Genomic DNA, 18,472 nt, shown 5'->3' with positions numbered 1-18,472 from the left:
GAGCAACACATTAACTTAATAACAATCTAACGCGTAAATTTAACTTTGAATAAATATCAGCATAATTAAAATTAGTACGCGTTAAGGCAATATTTTAGTTACAATAGTGCCTACGAATAAAAAATTAATTTTAAATGAGTTTTTAATGCAATTCCCTGATGATGATAACGGCCAACTTTTAGCCGAAATAGCCGCTGCTGGCATTGATTTAAATAAAATGCACCAAGTCGATTTTTTTATTTTATTTGAACAAGAAGCCGATGCTGAAAAATTTGCTAAAGAAATAGTCTCTGATGCATTAGTTCAAAAGACTGAACTTGAAAAATGTAAAGACACTGGCGTTTGGGAAGTAATCACTCAAGTACAAATGGTGCCAGAGCACACTCTTTTAGGACAAGCAGAGCAATACATTGAAAGCATTGCTAATAGCTTTAATGGATACGGTGACGGCTGGGGACTAATGGACGGTGAAGAAGCTTAATTGCCTTTTAGTTCAATGTACTCTATCAGTTAAGCTTAGCGGCTTAACTGATTTGCCTTTCTAAAACCCCCTTTATAGTCAAATAGCTTATCAGCTACTTTCCAACCATATTTTTTGCTTTTTCGTGCAATAACAAAATCCGGTGGTACTAATTCAAATTGTGCGTTTACTACTTGCTCTGCAGTTTTAAAATTAATAGGTGTTTGCCCAAGCCCCACACGTTGACCAAATTGCTTATTAAATATAAATTGCCCGCCTTTATTTGCGAGATTATATACTTCATCGCAACTTGCACCATCTTCATCAAAATACGTTACTTTAATAAGCTCATCTTTAATTTGAGTTACCGATAACCCACTACATCGAAGCACAAGTGCGTCTTTTAAGTTTAATGCATTACGTAACTTATCATCAGGGTCGGCCATTACCGCGCCGCAATCATGGCATTTACGTGCAGCAATATCATTTTGGGCACCGCACTGCTCACACTCTTTAAACCTAAAACGATAATCGCACTGCTCTTTATGTCCATCATCATCTTCTAATAGGCCTTGGCAACGCCTGCCAAAGTGCTCTATTACTTTGCCAGTGGAGTCTGTTTTACCCCAAAATATATTCGCAAACCCACAACCTGGGCAAAGCACTTGTACAGGCTCGTTATCACTATCGCCTTTTTTGTCACCTACTTCAGGGTGAAATAAATTAAAACCATTGCCGGCATAATCTATTACTAAGCAATCCGTTTTCGATTCAGATAACCTTAAACCTCGCCCCACAATTTGTTGATATAAACTAACCGATTCTGTAGGTCTTAAAATAGCTATAAAGTCGACATGTGGCGCATCAAATCCTGTAGTTAATACCGAAATATTAACTAAATACTTTAATTGCTTAGCTTTAAATTGCTTAATGATTTTATCGCGCTCAGTGTTTGGCGTATCACCTGTTATAAGTGCACTTTGATGAGCTGGTAGGTAGCTTAATATTTCCTGAGCATGCATTACCGTAGCGGCAAAAACCATAACACCTTCGCGCTCTTCACTGTATTGAATTACTTGCTGTAATATAGCTTTCGTTGCGCGCTCACTGTTTTTTAAAAGCGCATTCATATCATCAGTCGTATATTGCCCAAATGCATTGCTATCTAAGGACGAAAAATCATAATGGCTAATTGCTGCATCAACTTCGTTTGGCGGCGTTAAATAATTATGTTTGATCATATACCTGAGCGGCAATTCAAAAATACAACTTTTAAACGGACTTTCTTTAGTCCCTTTAACAAAACCATGATAATGGTGGTGGTATATCCAACCCATTCCTAACCGATAAGGTGTTGCTGTTAAACCCAATACTTTTAACTGAGGGTTATACTCTTTTAAACTGCTTATTACTTTTCCGTACTGGCTTTTTTTATCCCCATTTACCCTGTGGCATTCATCAATAATAAGTAATGAATAATGCTCATTTAATTTATTTAAATTACGGGAAAGTGATTGCACACTGGCAAAGGTTACTTGATGGCTTAATGATTTTTCTTTTAAGCCCGCTGAAAATATACTCGCCTCTAAACCAAAACTTTTATATTTTTGCGAATTTTGCTCTACAAGCTCTTTTACATGAGCAAGCACTAATATTTTTTGCTTAGCAATACGGGCAAGTTCAGCAATAACCAAACTCTTACCTGCACCGGTTGGTAGTACAATAACGGCAGGATCATTGCTCTTTCTAAAGTGTAAAACGGTGCGTTCTACGGCTTCTTGCTGGTAAGGTCTTAGTTTATAGCTCATGGGAAAACAAATAGGTTTGAGTGAGGAGATTTTAGCAAATAATAGCTAGGAGTTTTAAACTTTAATTATATTTTATTGAGGGGTAAACAAAAAAGAGAAGCCGAAGCTTCTCTTATATTTAGCTTTAAGCTAAAAACTTTTCAAGCTCAACACCTTCAAACGCTTTAGGACGACGGCCACGGCCAGTCCATTCAATAGTCTCACCATTCAGTTCCATGCGGTACTTAGGCTTAACTTTGGTGCGTTTGTCAGATGCTCCATCTTGTAAATCTTCTAGCGTAAGTCCTTTTTCTTTTAAAAGTTCCAAAACTTCCTGTTTTGCTTTTTGTTGCTGGGTATATTTTGAAATTGCATCACCAATCAACTGCTGTGCTTTCTCAAGCTCAGCTAATGATGCAGTTTTAATAAAAGATCGGACTTCTTTCATCTATATCTCGCTAAATTTATTTGGTTAGATTTACTTTAATATTCTGTTTTAGTATAGGCGGATTCTTTTGAAATGACTATGGTATAAATTATTTGCTATCAACAATATACACAAAAGAAGAAAATAAAAAAACCGCGATAGATATCGCGGTTTCAAATTTTAACAATTAATTAAAATTTAGTAGTTAAATTTAACTGTAAGTAACGACCTGTTACATCATAAGCTTCTGATACTGTGTTAATACCTGTACCACCATTTGATGAACTTTGGTTAGCAACTGGTGGTTGCTTATCGAACAAGTTACGTACTGTTAATGTAACACTTGTACTATCTGTAAAGTTATAACCTGCTGATACATCATGATAAACAACTGATGGGAAGTTATTATACTTCTCTAACGGTGTAAAATCAGTGTAGTTAAAGTTAGCACCTTCAACACTATCTACAGAACGATCCCAGTAGCGCATACGCCATGAAACGTTTAAGTCTTCCATACCATAAGTTAGGTTTAAGTTAGCTCTGTTATCTGGTGTGAGTACTTCACCAGCGTATTCAACTGTTTCCCCGCTTTCGATACCAGTTGTATCGTATTTACTTAAGTGGTTCCAAATTAAGTTAGCACCAAAAGCACCATACTCTGTGTCTATTTTATATGCTAATTCAATATCAACACCTGAAGTTTCGATATTATTTTCATTACCAGTACCTGAATTAACTTCTACTAATGCACCTTTCGCATCACGTAATGCATTACCACCACAAGATGGGTCAAAGTTAGCTGAACTAACATCAAAACAACGATTTAGTACAGTAGTACGGCTAGTGGTAGATATTGCATCCTCAACAGATATATCGTAGTAATCGACAGTTAAAGAAAGCTCTTCTGTCATCTGCCAGATTACACCCACGCTGTATGTATCAGCGGTTTCTTCTTTAACATTCTCGTTACCACCAACAAAACCACCTGCGCTTTGCGCTTCTATTTGCGTAAGCTCAAATTTACCATCAGCTGCAACACGCGCAGCAACTTCAGGAATAGACAGACAGTTTTGGGCTGCATTACCAACATCAGAAGCAGTTACACCGCTACAAGGGTCCGTAACACCAGCAAATGTTTCACCACGTCCACCAAATAAATCTGCAATATTTGGAGTACGGATAGCTGTTGCTGCTGAAGCACGGAATTTTAATGTCTCTAACGGAGAATACTGGATACCTGCATTCCATGTTGTTTGACCGCCAACAATTTCATGATCTGAGTAGCGAGCGGCTAAATCAACCTCAAGATTGTCAAGTATTGGTAGAATAGTTTCAGCGTAGTAATCGTTTGAATAATAGCTACCATCTGTTGGTAGTGACTTATTAGTACTAGAAGCACCTGTTTGAGCTAAATCACCTGGGTTGAAGAAACCACTTTCTAAACGATGCTCTGCACCAAATGCAACACCTACAAAACCACCTGGTAGTTCTATTGGTAATTGACCAACTAATGATGCTGAAACAATGAACTGTTCAGTTTGACCAGCGATTTTTGCAGGAACTTTAATATAATCAACAGCTTCCTGAGTCACAGTGCCTGCACCAAACAGGTTAAGCGGCACACAACCTTGTAGAATAGCAAGGTCGTCAGCACATTGAAGTGTACCGTCTGCATTCTCTACCACATCAAATGCTTTCGCAGCTCTTTCAATATTTACTTGACCACCACTGTCTTGACGTTGATCTGTTTTACCCCAAGAAACATAAGTATTCAAAGACCAATCGTCATTTATAAACCAGTCAAAGCCAGTTGCAATACGGATAGTATCTCGTTCTAAATCTGTCGAACGAGCACCAAACTCAACCATACGACGAACCATATTTGGAATATTACTATCCATTGTTAGATCAGGGTCAGCAGCCATTAAGTTTTGACGTAGCAAATCAGGAATCATAGGGTTGCTTAGTTTTATACCGCCTACCCCACCTCGCTCTGGGATAAACACATCGTTAGTCGCGAACGGTGTTGGTTCAATTGTTGAACCGTAAGTTTTTGACGAGTTCCAGTTCATTTCAGCAAAAAAGCGAACCTCATCATTAATGTCTTGCTTTATATTTAAAGCTGCATATTTTCTTTCTAGAGGTGTAACAAGTTGACGAAAAGCAGCACGGTTGAAAGCTTCACCCCCAGCTAAACCTTGATAAGCTGTACCGTCACCATTAAAAGCACCAATACGCCCTTGTGGTGGGTAAGATGAAAATACTTTATCTACATATTCGTTACCATTATCATCTAATAAAATTGCTTCATCAAACTCAGAGAAATCACGGTCAGCTGGCTTTAAACCTTTGTCATCATCGTAACCAAATGATGCAGTTACATTACCTGTGTTCCAGCTATTACCAGCAGTTAAACTTAATGAATATTTTTCACGGTCGCCTTCAGATGAAATACCTGTTTGAGCATTAACTTCAACACCTTCCACGTTATTTCGAGTAATGATATTAACTACACCTGCAACAGCATCTGTACCATAAACAGCAGAAGATGCGCTTTTAAGTATGTCGATACGCTCAATCATTGATGCTGGAATAGAGTTTAAGTCAACTGCGTAACCGCTCGAAGGTGACCGGCCAGATACAAAACGACGACCGTTAACTAGTACTAGAGTTCTTGATTCGCCCAGGTTGCGAAGTGATGTTGTATTAAGACCAACGCCTGAAGTGCTAAATGATGAATTAGATTGGTCTGCACCAGCAATTGTTACAGGAGACTGGTTTAAAATATCAGAAACATTAATTGCGCCCATAGCTACGATATCAGCACGTCCAATAGTAGTAATTGGAACTGTGGTTTCAATGTCAGTACGTTTAATACGTGAGCCTGTAACTTGAATACGTTCTACTTTTTCTACGCCTTCTTCAGCAGCGATTGTACTTGCTGAAAATGCAGCTGTTGATGCTGCACCAAAAGCAATCGCTAAGCGAACAGCTTTTGTTACTTGATTATTTAACATTTGATTCTCCCAAGAATACATTTTATTAATTATAATTTTCAATCTAGCGTGGTGGCAAAGTGTTACCAAACGCTGCAATTGTGTGATGAATGATAATACCAGTGAAACAACAACGTCAACAATCAATTAACCTTAAACCCTTTTAAATTACAAAAAAAGCTTAGATACACAATTAAATATCAATCACTTAGAAAAACACAAAGGCATAACCAACTGTTTTAAAAGAAGAAAAAAATAAGTAAAAAGGTTCAATTTAAATTACATAAAACAGGAAATTATTAACAAAACAACATGAGGGAATCATAAATTTTAACAAAAAAAGAGAAAAACACTTCATCCCACACTAAATCAGATTGAATTTCATACAAAAAATATGACTATTTAAATACGAAAACTGTAAAGTAATTATAAAAATGAAAGTTGAGCCCCTTGATATTCAATTTCTTTCAAATTCAAGGCATCAAGTACCATTTCGGCGATAGGAGTTAGCTGTTTTTGTATGTAAACCGAATAATTAAAATTATTTGAACCATTGTATAATTGCGCCCCATCATCAGAATAAACATATTCAATAATTTGACCTCGTTTAATTTCAAAATCAGGATTACTAGCTTTATACTTTTTAATCGCTTGCACTTGGGGAGGAACATTTTTTACGTAATCATTTAGATTTTGTCCTAACTTTTTACGGTATATTAACTTTTCATCGAATTCACCAGCGAACAATCTTTTGGTGTAGTCACTTATAATCTCGTGAAGTTGTTTTATTTCAAATTTTTCATTAAATAAAGTTTTGAATAACTCTTTTTGAAACTCTTGTGCAAATTCGGTCCAATCGCTGCGTACGGTTTCCATTCCTTTAAATATAAGTTCAGGCATCCCATTTTTTATAATTTGTCCTACATAGCGTTTTTTTGAACCTGTTTTTTTACCTCTTATTGTTGGCATAAAAAATGGGCTATAGTGGGTTTCAAACTCTATTTCTAAATAACTAGTAAGCCCAAAACGGTCTTTAATATCGCAGCTCCATTTATTATTAATATAGATCGTTAAATCTTTGCCTATTTGATTGCAACTCAGAGCACTTAGCTGATCGTCAGCTTTTACAAAAATAGAGTCTGTATCGCCATAAATTACTTCATAACCTAACGTTTCAATCCATTTACGGGTTGTTTGCATAATTTCATGCCCACGTAATGTTATTGAACTCGATAATCTTGGATCATAAAATCGACACCCTTTAGAGCCAAGTACGCCGTATAAGCTGTTCATTATTATTTTTATAGCTTGCGATAACATTGGCTGATTTGTGTCTTTTGCCCTTTGCCGTGTATGTGTTAAATGCTTAATTAACGACGGTAAGTGGTGTTCATTTCGTGAAAAAACGGCTTCATTAAACCCTTCAATTGCATTTTCAGGTGAGTCTAACCCTTTAATAAGCCCAAGAGGGTCAATACAAAAAGTTCGCATAATTGAGGGATATAGGCTTTTAAAATCTAAAACAAGTATATTCTTATAAAGCCCAGGCACTGACTCCATTACATAACCACCGGGGCTTTCAAAAGATAAACCGTGATCGCCTAAATTTGGCGCAACATACCCGCTGCGATGTAGTAATGGCAAATATAAGTTAGTAAATGCAGCAACCGAGCCGCCCATTCGCTCAAGCTCAAGACCGGTTAACTGAGTCCTCACTATTGCAAATTCAAAGAGTTGTAACTCTGCAAAAATCCTCTTAACGAGTATACAATCTTGTCGGTTATAAGCTGCTAAGTTGAGCTTATCTTCATTAAATTGACGAACAATTTCACTTAAACGATTATCTGCCTGAATTAGTTTAGATTCACCAAGGACTTTATAAGAAATATTCGCAAGCGAATAGTTATCAAAGTGATAAGTGGCATTTTTTAAGGTATCAATGCCATCTATAACGCTTCGCCCAGGTAAGGTGAGGCGAGTGTAATGCCCTGTTTTTATATTTAAAGGCTGCTGATCTCGGCCAAAATTAAGCGTTACCCCTAGTGCCTCTGCCCGAGAGTTTAACACTGTAAAATCAAATTCAATGACATTCCAACCCACAATAATGTCAGGATCATTATTATTGATATACTGCTGTAGCTTTTGTAGTAGATTAATCTCGTCAAAGCACCAATCAATATTAAATGGCTGATTATGCTGTTGAGGTTCACCAATCATTAATACAGTATCAAGGCCATTTCCTACCAGCCCAACCGAAAACAATACGCCCTCACCATTACACTCAATATCTAATGAAAGCGATTTCAGCGTGGGTGTATATTCAGGGCTCGCTTTTAATTTAGCATTGCTAATTAAAATAAAGCCGTTTTTTTGAGATACTTCACCCGTAACCCATACACCACCTTTAATAAAACGTTCCATTAAAAAACGATCGCTGTGGCGTATATCCGCTTCGTATATACTTATGTGCTTTTCAAGTAATGTGCGTGCTTTGTAAAGGTTACTTACATCATTAAAATAACAGCCTATGCACACAACACCACTAAAATGGCGCATTTCTACCGTTTTAAAATTAACACTTATATTTTCTTTATTTAGTATGCTTTGTGCAAAATTGTGTTCATCTTGTGGGATAAAAAAAACAGCTTGCTGGTTTTCAATTAGTACTTTAATTGGGCCATTGTCAGATACGAGCCAGTAGCAAAGCGTGATCCCACGCTTACTCTTAGACGAGTATTGTTGTCTTGATAAAATAAAGCCCTGATAGATTGCTTGTGTCAATGTACGATCCCACTTAATATATACACTGTAATTATATACATACTTTAGGTAAATCATCCCATGCTTTCTGACTCACTAAAAAAAACAATTAGGCAAGTACACCAGCATGTGGCTAATAACCTAACTGATTACCGCCCGCGAAGTAGCCAAAACTACCTTGTTGCCGAAATAGCAAAAACACTCGCAGGCGACTATCACAAAAAACAACGTATATGCGTTATTGAAGCAGGCACCGGTACAGGTAAGTCTCTTGCCTATTGTTTAGGTGCATTACCACTGGCCTTGGCACAAAAAAAGAAACTGGTTATTTCGACTGCTACCGTTGCACTGCAAGAACAATTAATAGCAAAAGAGCTCCCGTTTTTTAAAAAGCATTCAGGCCTCGACTTTAAATTTGATTTGGTAAAAGGTCGTCATCGTTATATTTGCGCCCACAAATTACACAATGCTGTTAATGGCGATAGCCAAACACAAATGGATTTTATGCCATCGCTTACTTCACCACTGAGCGCAATGGAAACCAAGTGTTTAAATGAGCTATATAACGCCTATGTGAATAAAAAATGGCAAGGCGATAGAGACAGCTGGGCCGATACTGTACCCGATAGAGTGTGGAACTTAATAGCGTGCGATAAACATTCGTGTCAGCGCCAAATGAAGGCCCATCAAACGTGTCCGTTTCAGCTTGCTCGTAACCAATTAATGCAAATGGATGTACTGGTAATTAATCACTCATTACTACTTGCCGATTTAGACTTAGGCGGCGGTAAAATTTTACCAGAGCCCGACAACACCATTTACGTTATTGATGAAGCGCACCATTTAGCACATATAACACGCGATTTTTCATCTGCTGCTGCCACAATAAAAGGTACAATAGAATGGCTTGATAAGCTCACCAAGTTTAGCGGGAAAATGGCGAAGGTTTTAGTAGGGCAAAGAGCCATTGGGCAAAACTTTAAACTTTGCGACAGTATTAACGACGCAAATAAAGACTTAAAAGTAGTTCGCGATATTCTTGATAATGCCGACTTTGAATACTCAAAAGACGATACTTACCGCTTTGAGCACGGTGAAATCCCAGAATCGCTGCACAGTAAAGCTAAAGACATAAGCGAAGCCACGCAAGATGCGCTGCGCTGTTTAAACAAAATGCACGACACCCTTACCCAAGATGTAAGCGACGGAGATATAAAACCTTACGTTGCCGACCCAATACTAGGCGAAAGCGGTCAATACATAAACCGCTTAGAGCAACTAAACAAACTTTGGTTTAGTTACGCAAAAAAGGGTGAAGGTGCACCTCATGCACGGTGGATAAAACGCCTTGAATATAAAAGCCATCACGATCACTTGTTAAGCGACTGCCCTATTGAAGTCGGTTACTACTTAAAAGATAAATTGTGGCGAGAATGCGCGGGCGCTGTTTTATGCTCTGCTACATTAAGTGCACTGGGCTCGTTCGATCACTTTGCTTACGAAACAGGGCTTGCTAAAGAAGAAGGCGTTAAATTTATTAAAGTACCTTCTCCTTTTGATTACCCAAAACAAGCCACTTTACGTATTCCGGTATCTAAAGTAGAACCTACCGATAAAGACTTTAGTGACCACTTAGCTAAAACTTTACCAGAGTACCTAAATGATAAAAAAGCGAACCTTGTACTATTCGCTTCTTACTGGCAAATGGACCACGTAACAAAGTTTCTTAGAACAAAAGGTTTTAACTTATTAGTACAAGGTGAGATGTCGCGAGAAGCGTTGCTTAAATTACACACCAAAAATGTAGACGAAGGCAAAGGCAGTATTTTATTTGGAACCCAGAGCCTTTCAGAAGGTCTTGATTTACCTGGTAAATATTTAGAGAACTTAATAATCACTAAAATTCCGTTTGCTGTACCTACTTCGCCGATAGAAGAAGCGCAAGCAGAATTTGTACAAAGCAAAGGTGGTAACCCATTTTTAACGATTACCGTGCCAGACGCCGCAAAGAAATTGGTACAAAGCTGTGGTAGACTGCTGCGAAAAGAGAGTGATGAAGGCTGTATTACTATTCTCGATAGGCGCTTAGTTACTAAGCGATACGGTAAAGCCATGCTCGACACCCTACCACCTTTTAAAAGACAAATAGATTATTAATGTTTGAACTCGCACTCGATCCAACAACCTGGGCTGTTTTATGTGCTGTTGCACTTGCAGCAGGTTTTATAGACGCTATCGCCGGTGGCGGTGGCATGCTAACTGTGCCCGCTTTATTAACTGCTGGCTTACCTCCACATTTAACATTAGGCACCAATAAATTAGCGGCTAGCTTTGGCTCGTTAACGGCAAGCTATACATACTATAAAAAGAACTTATTTAGTCCTAAGTTTTGGGCAGCCTCTATTATTGCCACTGCAATTGGCGCACTGGTAGGTACTGTTATTGTTGATCATTTAAGTATCGACTTTTTAAACAAACTACTTCCAATTATTATTATTTTGGTTGCCGCTTATAGTTTATTTGGTAATTTAAGTACCACCGAAGGTGATAAACTTCCTAAACTAAACAAAGCGATGAAAATAAAACAGTGGTTACAGGGTTTATTATTAGGCTTTTTTGATGGTTTAGCAGGCCCAGGTACGGGTACTTTTTGGACAGCCTCCAATGGCATGCTTTACAAAATGAACCTGCTACTCAATTGTGGCTTAGCGCGTTCAATGAACTTTGTTTCTAACTTTATATCTTTAATTACCTTTGTTGCACTCGGCCATGTAAACTTTTTACTTGGCATAACAATGGGCTTTTTTATTATGCTAGGCGCATGGTTTGGGGCGAATTCAGCAATACGTTTTGGTAGCAAATTTATTCGCCCAGTATTTAATACTATGGTTATACTTTTAGCATTAAAACTAATTTACGAGGCTTACTTTTAATATGCACCCTACAGCTTTAGATAAACTACGCCAACAAGTTGCAACGCTAAAACAACAAGCTGAGCAATTTGATAAAGCTAAGCTTTTTTCTAAAAATCGTTACATGCAAGCGCAACCTAGCTTGTTTGACCGCGCAGTTTTTAGCACAAAGAGCATGAACCTAGTCGATTACGTAATAGAAATAGAAGACGAAGTGTCAAGGTTACCGCCAAGCGAACATCGTCATGCATACACCTACGCACTTGAACGTATTGCAGCTCAAGTACAAGCCGTATTCAACGTTATTAAATCAACGCCTATTTGGGTTAAAGAAAATAAAAGCCATTATAAACCTCGCCCTAAGCAAACCGTTTACAAGCAAGCTGTGCAAAAAATAATGCAATCGTCGCATGAGCTTTACGACGAATTAAAACAAAACCATGAGTTTGAACGCCGTTTAGTGCTCATGATTGAAGAGCGAAAAATGCAAATGGATAAAGCCTCGCCTGCTAAAGCACAAAAGCTTAACCTTGAAATATTAAGCACACACGCTCGATTAGGCCGCTGCAGAAAAGCAATTTCTGCCACCGAAGATAAAATTCAACAAGTCGAAAAACAACAATTACGCTAATGCAGCTTTTTTACCACCCGCTATATTCTGCTTTAACGCTTCCTGAGCGCCATCGTTTTCCAATACAAAAATACCAAAAGCTTAAAGCAGAAATTGAAGGACTAGGCTTAACTCCCAATAATTTTACTTCACCTATAAAAGCAACGCCTGCTCAGCTTTCGCTTTGCCATAATCAAACTTATATAAATAACTTTTTAAACGGCACGCTTAGCAATAAAGCCATAAAAAAAATGGGCTTTCCTTATTCAAATGAATTGGTAGAGCGCACATTACTATCAGTTGGGGCAAGCATCCAAAGTAGTGAACACGCGCTAAAACATGGTTTTTCGGCTAATTTAAGTGGTGGCTATCATCATGCATACAGTGATTACGGTAGCGGTTTTTGTATTTTTAACGATCTAGCTATTGCAGCAGCACATTTAATAAATACAGAGCAAGCCGACACTGTTTTAATTTTTGATTGCGACGTACACCAAGGCGATGGCACAGCACAAATCACTCAAAATCATGACCAAATTATTACCTGCTCAATTCATTGTGAGCAAAATTTCCCTCGTAATAAACAGCAATCCACTTACGATTTTGCATTACCCGCTAAAACAACCGACGCTGAGTACCTCACTACATTAAAACAAGCACTCGATTTTTGCGTGCGTATTCATAACCCCGATATTATTTTATATAATGCTGGCGCAGATATTTACGAAAAAGATGAGTTAGGGTTATTAAATGTATCGCTCAATGGCGTATATAAACGTGACTTTTTTGTTCTCAATTTTTGTAAACAACAGAAAATACCACTCATGTGCAGCCTTGGCGGTGGTTATCAACGTAATTTAACCTCATTAGTTAATGTACATAAACAACTATTTAAAGCCGCTATCGATTTATAGTAAGCCTTGGTATAAACTCAATTAAATGGATTAACAAAGAGTGATAGGAATATGCGATTACATGACGATATACACAACTTTTACGAAAAAATTGTTCTAGAAGAAATAATTAAAAGAAAACTTGATAGACAATACAACGAAGATGTAATGGCTGACTTTTGCTGTACTGTACTAAACCAACTGCCACCAAGATATATTCGCTATGACGTAGACATGGCATTTTACTTACCACAAGCCGAACGTACACATATGGAAGAACGCGTACAAACTGCGATTGATGTGGCTATTAGTCAAATTTCTAAAAAGAAAAAGCACCATGACCAACCCACTTGATCAAGCTCCAACATACATTAAACTTGCAGTAGATTTAATTATGATATTAGAGCAACACGATGTTGCTCCAGAAGAAGTACTAAAAGCACTTGAAATAGTTAAAAGCGACTTTGAAAAGAAGCGAACCGAAAGTTAACTTTATTTAGCATGCTCAATTGGATAGGTAGTTACAGTCTCTTCGTATTTCTCACAATTAACTTTTCTTTATTAACCTTGGTTTATTATTTTTTATGTGTCAGTTCCGAATATGGCTTACACCATTTATAAACCCTGTTACTCTAAAAGCTAACCAGTATAATTAAAGTATTATCATGACCTTAGCAAGCTTACTACGATTGTTTTTTTTGGCCGCTATTTGGGGCGCTTCTTTTTTATTTATGCGAATGGCAGCTAACAGCTTGGGGCCTGCAGTATTAATTGAGTTTAGAGTAGGCTTTGCTGCAGTTACTTTATTTATTGTTGCTTTGTATTTAAAACGCCGTTTAGCGTTTATCCAGCATAAAAAACACTTTTTTATTATAGGCGCGTTTAATTCTGCTCTGCCGTTTTTATTTTTTGCTTACGCAGCCCAAACTATTAGTGCATCCACACTCTCTATTTTAAATTCTACAACACCAATATGGGGTGTTGTAGTTGGAATTTTATGGACAAAAACAAAGCCCACAAAAAGTATGGTGCTTGGTTTACTGCTTGGTTTGATAGGTGTTGCAATACTTGTTGGGCAAAATCATTTTGTATTAAATAGCCAATCAATTTTAGCCATAGTAGCAGCATTAAGCGCATCACTTTGCTATGCCATTGCATCGCATTACACTAAAAACGCGCCTAAACTGGCCCCATTTGATAACGCCCATGGCTCAATGTGGGCTTCAAGCTTTATGGTATTACCGCTTATCTTATTTATGCCAATACGAGAAATACCAAGCACCAACGTTATGCTAGGTGTACTCGTATTAGGAGTAGTGTGTACCGCACTTGCTTATATTTTATTTTTTAAATTAATCGACGATATAGGCCCTACATCGGCGTTAACAGTCACGTTTTTAATTCCACTATTTGGCATTTTTTGGGGACATTTAATTTTAGATGAGCAAATTGGGCCAAATACGTTACTCGGCGCATTATTTGTAATTATAGGTACGATGCTTGTAACTGGATTTTTACCACGAAAAAAAGCACTTAGCTAAAGTAAGCTAAGTGCTTAAAATTGCATACTACTTCTTGCGTCAAGATTTACTGCTTATTCACTAATTTGGGATTGCTGAATAAGTAACAACAACTCAGCAGTAGCGGTTGCATCGGCCAATGCGCGGTGATGGCTCGTTAAATTTAAATTAAAATGCGATGAGAGATTGCCAAGCGAATACGACTTTAAACCTTTAAACGCTTTGCGCGATTCAACCACGGTGCACATTTTTGGCATTTTAAAAAAGTGCCCTGCCATCTCGCATTCTTTTTTAATAAAGCCATAGTCAAAATTAACGTTATGGGCTACAAAAATACTGCCTGCGAGTTTATCTAATAGCGGCTTGGCTATATCGGCAAATACAGGCGCGTTGCGTACCATGTTATCGCTTATGCCAGTTAGTGACGTAATAAAGCCGGGTATATGGCGCTCGGGGTTAACTAAGCTCGTCCAATTATCAATTACTTTACCGTATTGCACTTTTACAAGGCCTATTTCGGTAATACGGTTACCGCCTTTTAAGCCGCCCGTGGTTTCTATATCAACGATGCTGTAAACACGGTTTGGATCTACAAACCATTTAACCGCAGCAATATGTACTGTAAAGCCCACATTTTTTAAATTATCTATGGTGGTAAGTTGGTTGCGCCTAAGCTTATCCCCTGGGGCTTTTACCTCTTCAAAATGTACTTGGCCATTATTAATGACCATTAAGTCGGGATAGCCGTCTTTTAGCTGTAAATAATGTTTGCTCATGGCTGTTAAGTGCGCAATTAGCGCCTTAATAGGGCTGTTTAAAATAAGCGCTTCTAGTGGCTCTAATAAATTGCTGCGCCACCTAAACAAACCGTTAGGTTGGTCAAAGTATTGCGCTGCATGTTTGCATACTAAATTAAGTAATGCTTGCGACGTTTGGCACTGTGCTAAGCGCTCGTTTATCTGTGTTTGCTGCGCTTCATAAAAATTACCAAGCCTTAATACTTGCGGATAAATATCAAACTCATTGCATGGCGGATAAGGCGACTCCACAAATAACTCATGCCAAAATACTAAACCAAACAAACTTTGCCAAAGCGTGTTTTCGGTATTAAATACAGCCATACCTTGGCGAGTATAATAATCGTTTACGCCCTGCTCTACTTCACCTCGGTACAGTTCATCTATTTCTAGCACGCACTGAGTGTTGGCAAGCATGGCACTTAAGCGCGAACGTGTTTTTTTATTAAACTTGCGCATTAAAAAATCGTCAGCAAAATACAGTAAATCGTCGGTGAGCGGGTTTTCAATAATGGCTTCTAATCGAGCTTTTACCCACTCTTTATTACCAAGCCTGTATTGCTCTCTTATTTGAATTTCTTGTGCTTCGCTATCATCCACGCACCCTTCAAGTAAACTAAAAGCAAGTTCGCTATCAACTGTTTTTAGCTGCCTATAAAGCCTAACTAATAATCTATTTTTTAATACAACGGCTATTGCACCATGTGCAGCTTGCTCTAAAACCTGCGACGCTAAAGCAACGTAATCGCTCTCATCTGTAATATTTTTAAATGCTAACCGGTAACGGTTTAATAAATAGTTTGATTGCGCTTCGTCTAGTGTTTCAAAGCGCGACAAACTCTCACTATGTCCTTCGCGTGTAGCGGTTAAGCCTAAGTCTCGCATTACAAAACGGTTTTGATGATTCACATCACCACTGCTTAGTTTGCCTGCAAATAAAAACTCAAAATACTCGTAGTAATCACTGCGGTTATTAATTACATACTGGCTATAAAGTGGCGCAAGCTCTTGTGGGCACGCTTTAAAAAACTCACGCGCAATATCCACCAGCGCGCCTTTACCGGCGCTCTTTTTAAAGCTTATTTGCTCACTGTAATTACTTAGCAACTCAACCAAAGAAGGCTTAGTTAAGTGCGCTAAAAGCTGCTGGTAATGCTGCTCGTTTGGCTCAAATAAAATGCCGGCTTTTTTTAGCGTATAAATAGCCTGATGCGGCGAGGTTATTTCTTCATAATTAAGCGATTGCGCCTGCACTAAATAAGGCTTTCGCGAATACACACGCGCCAACATGCATTGGCTTTGCTCATCTAGCTGGTTAATTTTACTAATAAATTCACTGTGCTTGGGCTCAAGTAAATGCATACATTTACTAGTTATAAACTCAATAAGCTCTCTAAAATGCGCTAAATAGTATTTTGCTGGTAATTCTTTTTTCATAATATCGCCATGACTGTATATAAAAACAGTATCTAGCATTTATGCTTATTATTCAATCTTAAACTTATAACTAAAACACGCTATAGTGAGCGTATAAAAGCAAATTCATTAAAAATAAAGGACTTACCATGAGCGCGCATCCGTACGATGTTTTATCACTCAATAACGGCGCAAATATTATTTTTACGCCTTGCCCTGGCACAAAAACGCAAAACCTAGCGGATTCAATCGCTACATTAAAGGCGGCTGGCACTCACATGCTGCTTTCACTTATGCCGCAAAAAGAACTTGAAAAAAACAACGTACAAACAATTAATAGTGAGTGCAATAAGCACGATATAACGTGGTTTCATTTACCTATAAATGACGACGAAGCACCCAAACAGCCTTTTACATCAAGCTGGAACACCCACAAAACCGACATATTACAGGCCATACAACACAAACAAACCATTGCCATACATTGTAAAGGCGGTACAGGCCGCACAGGGTTGGTCGCTGCGCTTATTTTAAATTCGGCAGGTTACACAAAAGAAGAAGTATACAGCCTAGTACAAGGCATTCGCCCTAAAGCGCTCACTATAGAATTGCAAAAAGAGTACTTTGAGAGCTTTGAGAGCTTTGAGGTGTAAGGCAGGAACTGGGGGTGATTTAGCACTATGGATAGTGCTAAAAATACTTTAATGCTAGTTATGGATTAGCAGCTGATGGGTTTAACCATTTGCTAGTTATCACTTAATCACAGCTATATTGATTTTAACTTGTAAGCTTTTTCCTGTACTCATCACTGAACTGTAATTCAGAAAAATAATCATCAATACGCTTCACACTATCTATGATAGGCTTAATTTCATCCCACGTATCAATCATAACTTTATGATATCTAACCATTCCAGGCCTTTGAAGACTCCCCGCAAGAAAGAAATCACTTGGTAATTGAGGATTCATTTGACTATTTTTTCTAAGCCAAAAAAGACCTACAGTATAAGATGACCATGAAGTTATATTAATGAGGTAGAGCCGATCTATTGTTGTTAATTTAGAATATAGCTCGAAGATCAATGGTGTAGTTTGCTCAAGCCTAATTAACGGTGGCGGATGCGAGCCTTCAGGAACTTCCATTGGAATATATGAATTAACCCCATGAAACCTATAAAGTACAAGTGCAAGAGCAGAAGAAAAATACCTAATCTCAGATTTAAGTTCGTCTCCTCCAAAGTGACGAAGCAAAGCCCTGAGACAAGAAACCATAGCGTAATAATCAGCAGCCATTTCCGTAACATGCGAAACGGCTGAAGCCTTCCCGGATAGCTTTGTATTAGTTTCACTATAATTCGCAGCGCAATCAACAATCTTATTGCCTTCATTACAATTATATAAAGATCGAATATGCCCGTGCTCTTGAAGTAAGTGCCCTAGCTCATGGAATAATATCCACGTGATGCCGCTTATAAACATGTTTTTACAGCAATGCTCTTGACCTGATTCAGTAGATAGAGTTTTTGGATATTCAAAATCTTTGAAAATAACATTAAGTTTTTGGTTGTCTGCGCCAAAATCAATATATAGGTGGTAATCTTCTATATCTCGATAAAGTAAAATTGCAGTCTCGTAAGTTAGGCCAATAAAGTGCTTTGGTGCATCGCTTACATCAGAATTTGTAGCGGCATATGCATAAAAGCACCTTTTTTCACCCCAACGAATCGACAATTTGCCATTTAGTTCCTCATATAATTCTGAATTTAAATCAGTAGTAATAGTAGAAAAAACATCACATGCTAAATCTATAATATCGATGTCTTTCAATAGTTATTTCCTTAGAATTTGGTAAGATAATCTACTTTGAGTGCCGCTGCATTATAGCAACTAACGT

General features: G+C 37.9%; 15 protein-coding genes. 9 read left to right on the top strand and 6 right to left on the bottom strand.

Going from position 1 to position 18,472, the window contains the following annotated elements:
- Positions 1–145 precede the first annotated feature (145 nt).
- Positions 146–481 carry a ribonuclease E inhibitor RraB gene (locus DC53_RS19900; protein WP_033028294.1) on the top strand — a complete coding sequence of 112 codons (336 nt, stop codon included), beginning with the start codon at positions 146–148 and terminating at the stop codon, positions 479–481.
- Positions 482–516: 35 nt separating this feature from the next.
- Here DC53_RS19900 and radD read toward each other — a convergent pair whose 3' ends face one another.
- From radD to DC53_RS19920, 4 genes are all read right to left on the bottom strand, one after another.
- Entirely contained in the window at positions 517–2,268 is a 1,752-nt protein-coding gene (radD, locus tag DC53_RS19905; protein ID WP_033028268.1) for a DNA repair helicase RadD, read from the bottom strand.
- Between the two features lie 124 nt (positions 2,269–2,392).
- A complete protein-coding gene (locus tag DC53_RS19910) occupies positions 2,393–2,695 on the bottom strand; it encodes an H-NS histone family protein (protein WP_033028267.1) in 303 nt (100 codons plus the stop codon).
- A 170-nt stretch (positions 2,696–2,865) separates the two neighbouring features.
- Positions 2,866–5,691, bottom strand: coding sequence for a TonB-dependent receptor domain-containing protein (locus DC53_RS19915; RefSeq protein ID WP_033028266.1), 2,826 nt, complete (start codon positions 5,689–5,691; stop codon positions 2,866–2,868).
- A gap of 405 nt (positions 5,692–6,096) precedes the next feature.
- Positions 6,097–8,451, bottom strand: coding sequence for a DNA polymerase II (locus tag DC53_RS19920; protein ID WP_033028293.1), 2,355 nt, complete (start codon positions 8,449–8,451; stop codon positions 6,097–6,099).
- A 60-nt stretch (positions 8,452–8,511) separates the two neighbouring features.
- Here DC53_RS19920 and dinG point away from each other — a divergent pair, with 60 nt between their 5' ends.
- The 7 genes from dinG to DC53_RS19950 all read left to right on the top strand — a co-directional run bounded on the left by dinG (position 8,512) and on the right by DC53_RS19950 (position 14,386).
- Positions 8,512–10,587, top strand: coding sequence for an ATP-dependent DNA helicase DinG (dinG, locus tag DC53_RS19925; protein ID WP_033028265.1), 2,076 nt, complete (start codon positions 8,512–8,514; stop codon positions 10,585–10,587).
- Entirely contained in the window at positions 10,587–11,363 is a 777-nt protein-coding gene (locus tag DC53_RS19930) for a sulfite exporter TauE/SafE family protein (RefSeq protein ID WP_033028264.1), read from the top strand. Before dinG ends, DC53_RS19930 begins: the two co-directional genes overlap by 1 nt.
- A 1-nt stretch (position 11,364) precedes the next feature.
- Positions 11,365–11,973 carry a primosomal replication protein gene (locus DC53_RS19935; protein WP_008138518.1) on the top strand — a complete coding sequence of 203 codons (609 nt, stop codon included), beginning with the start codon at positions 11,365–11,367 and terminating at the stop codon, positions 11,971–11,973.
- On the top strand, positions 11,973–12,866 hold the full coding sequence (locus tag DC53_RS19940; protein WP_007378181.1) for a histone deacetylase family protein: 894 nt from the start codon (positions 11,973–11,975) through the stop codon (positions 12,864–12,866). The genes DC53_RS19935 and DC53_RS19940 overlap by 1 nt, the downstream gene beginning before the upstream one ends.
- Positions 12,867–12,917: 51 nt before the next feature.
- Positions 12,918–13,199: a late competence development ComFB family protein gene (locus DC53_RS19945; protein WP_007378180.1), complete on the top strand. Its 282-nt coding sequence runs from the start codon at positions 12,918–12,920 to the stop codon at positions 13,197–13,199.
- On the top strand, positions 13,183–13,335 hold the full coding sequence (locus DC53_RS21555; RefSeq protein ID WP_007378179.1) for a DUF2496 domain-containing protein: 153 nt from the start codon (positions 13,183–13,185) through the stop codon (positions 13,333–13,335). Before DC53_RS19945 ends, DC53_RS21555 begins: the two co-directional genes overlap by 17 nt.
- A 175-nt stretch (positions 13,336–13,510) precedes the next feature.
- Positions 13,511–14,386 (top strand): DMT family transporter, encoded by an 876-nt coding sequence (locus DC53_RS19950; protein WP_007378178.1) that lies wholly within the window; start codon positions 13,511–13,513, stop codon positions 14,384–14,386.
- Between the two features lie 53 nt (positions 14,387–14,439).
- Here DC53_RS19950 and DC53_RS19955 read toward each other — a convergent pair whose 3' ends face one another.
- Entirely contained in the window at positions 14,440–16,638 is a 2,199-nt protein-coding gene (locus DC53_RS19955; protein ID WP_033028263.1) for an exonuclease domain-containing protein, read from the bottom strand.
- An 89-nt stretch (positions 16,639–16,727) separates the two neighbouring features.
- Between DC53_RS19955 and DC53_RS19960 the strand changes: the two genes are divergently transcribed.
- Positions 16,728–17,231, top strand: coding sequence for a phosphatase domain-containing protein (locus DC53_RS19960; protein WP_033028262.1), 504 nt, complete (start codon positions 16,728–16,730; stop codon positions 17,229–17,231).
- Positions 17,232–17,355: 124 nt separating this feature from the next.
- On the opposite strand, the gene DC53_RS19965 is transcribed toward DC53_RS19960, so the two are convergent.
- Entirely contained in the window at positions 17,356–18,405 is a 1,050-nt protein-coding gene (locus DC53_RS19965; protein ID WP_033028261.1) for a hypothetical protein, read from the bottom strand.
- Positions 18,406–18,472: the final 67 nt, after the last annotated feature.

The organism is Pseudoalteromonas fuliginea (genome assembly GCF_000690055.1).
GTDB classification, from domain to species: Bacteria; Pseudomonadota; Gammaproteobacteria; order Enterobacterales; family Alteromonadaceae; genus Pseudoalteromonas; species Pseudoalteromonas fuliginea.
The sequence above is the reverse complement of the archived record's forward strand: the minus strand, read 5'-3'. Positions and strand labels throughout refer to the sequence as shown.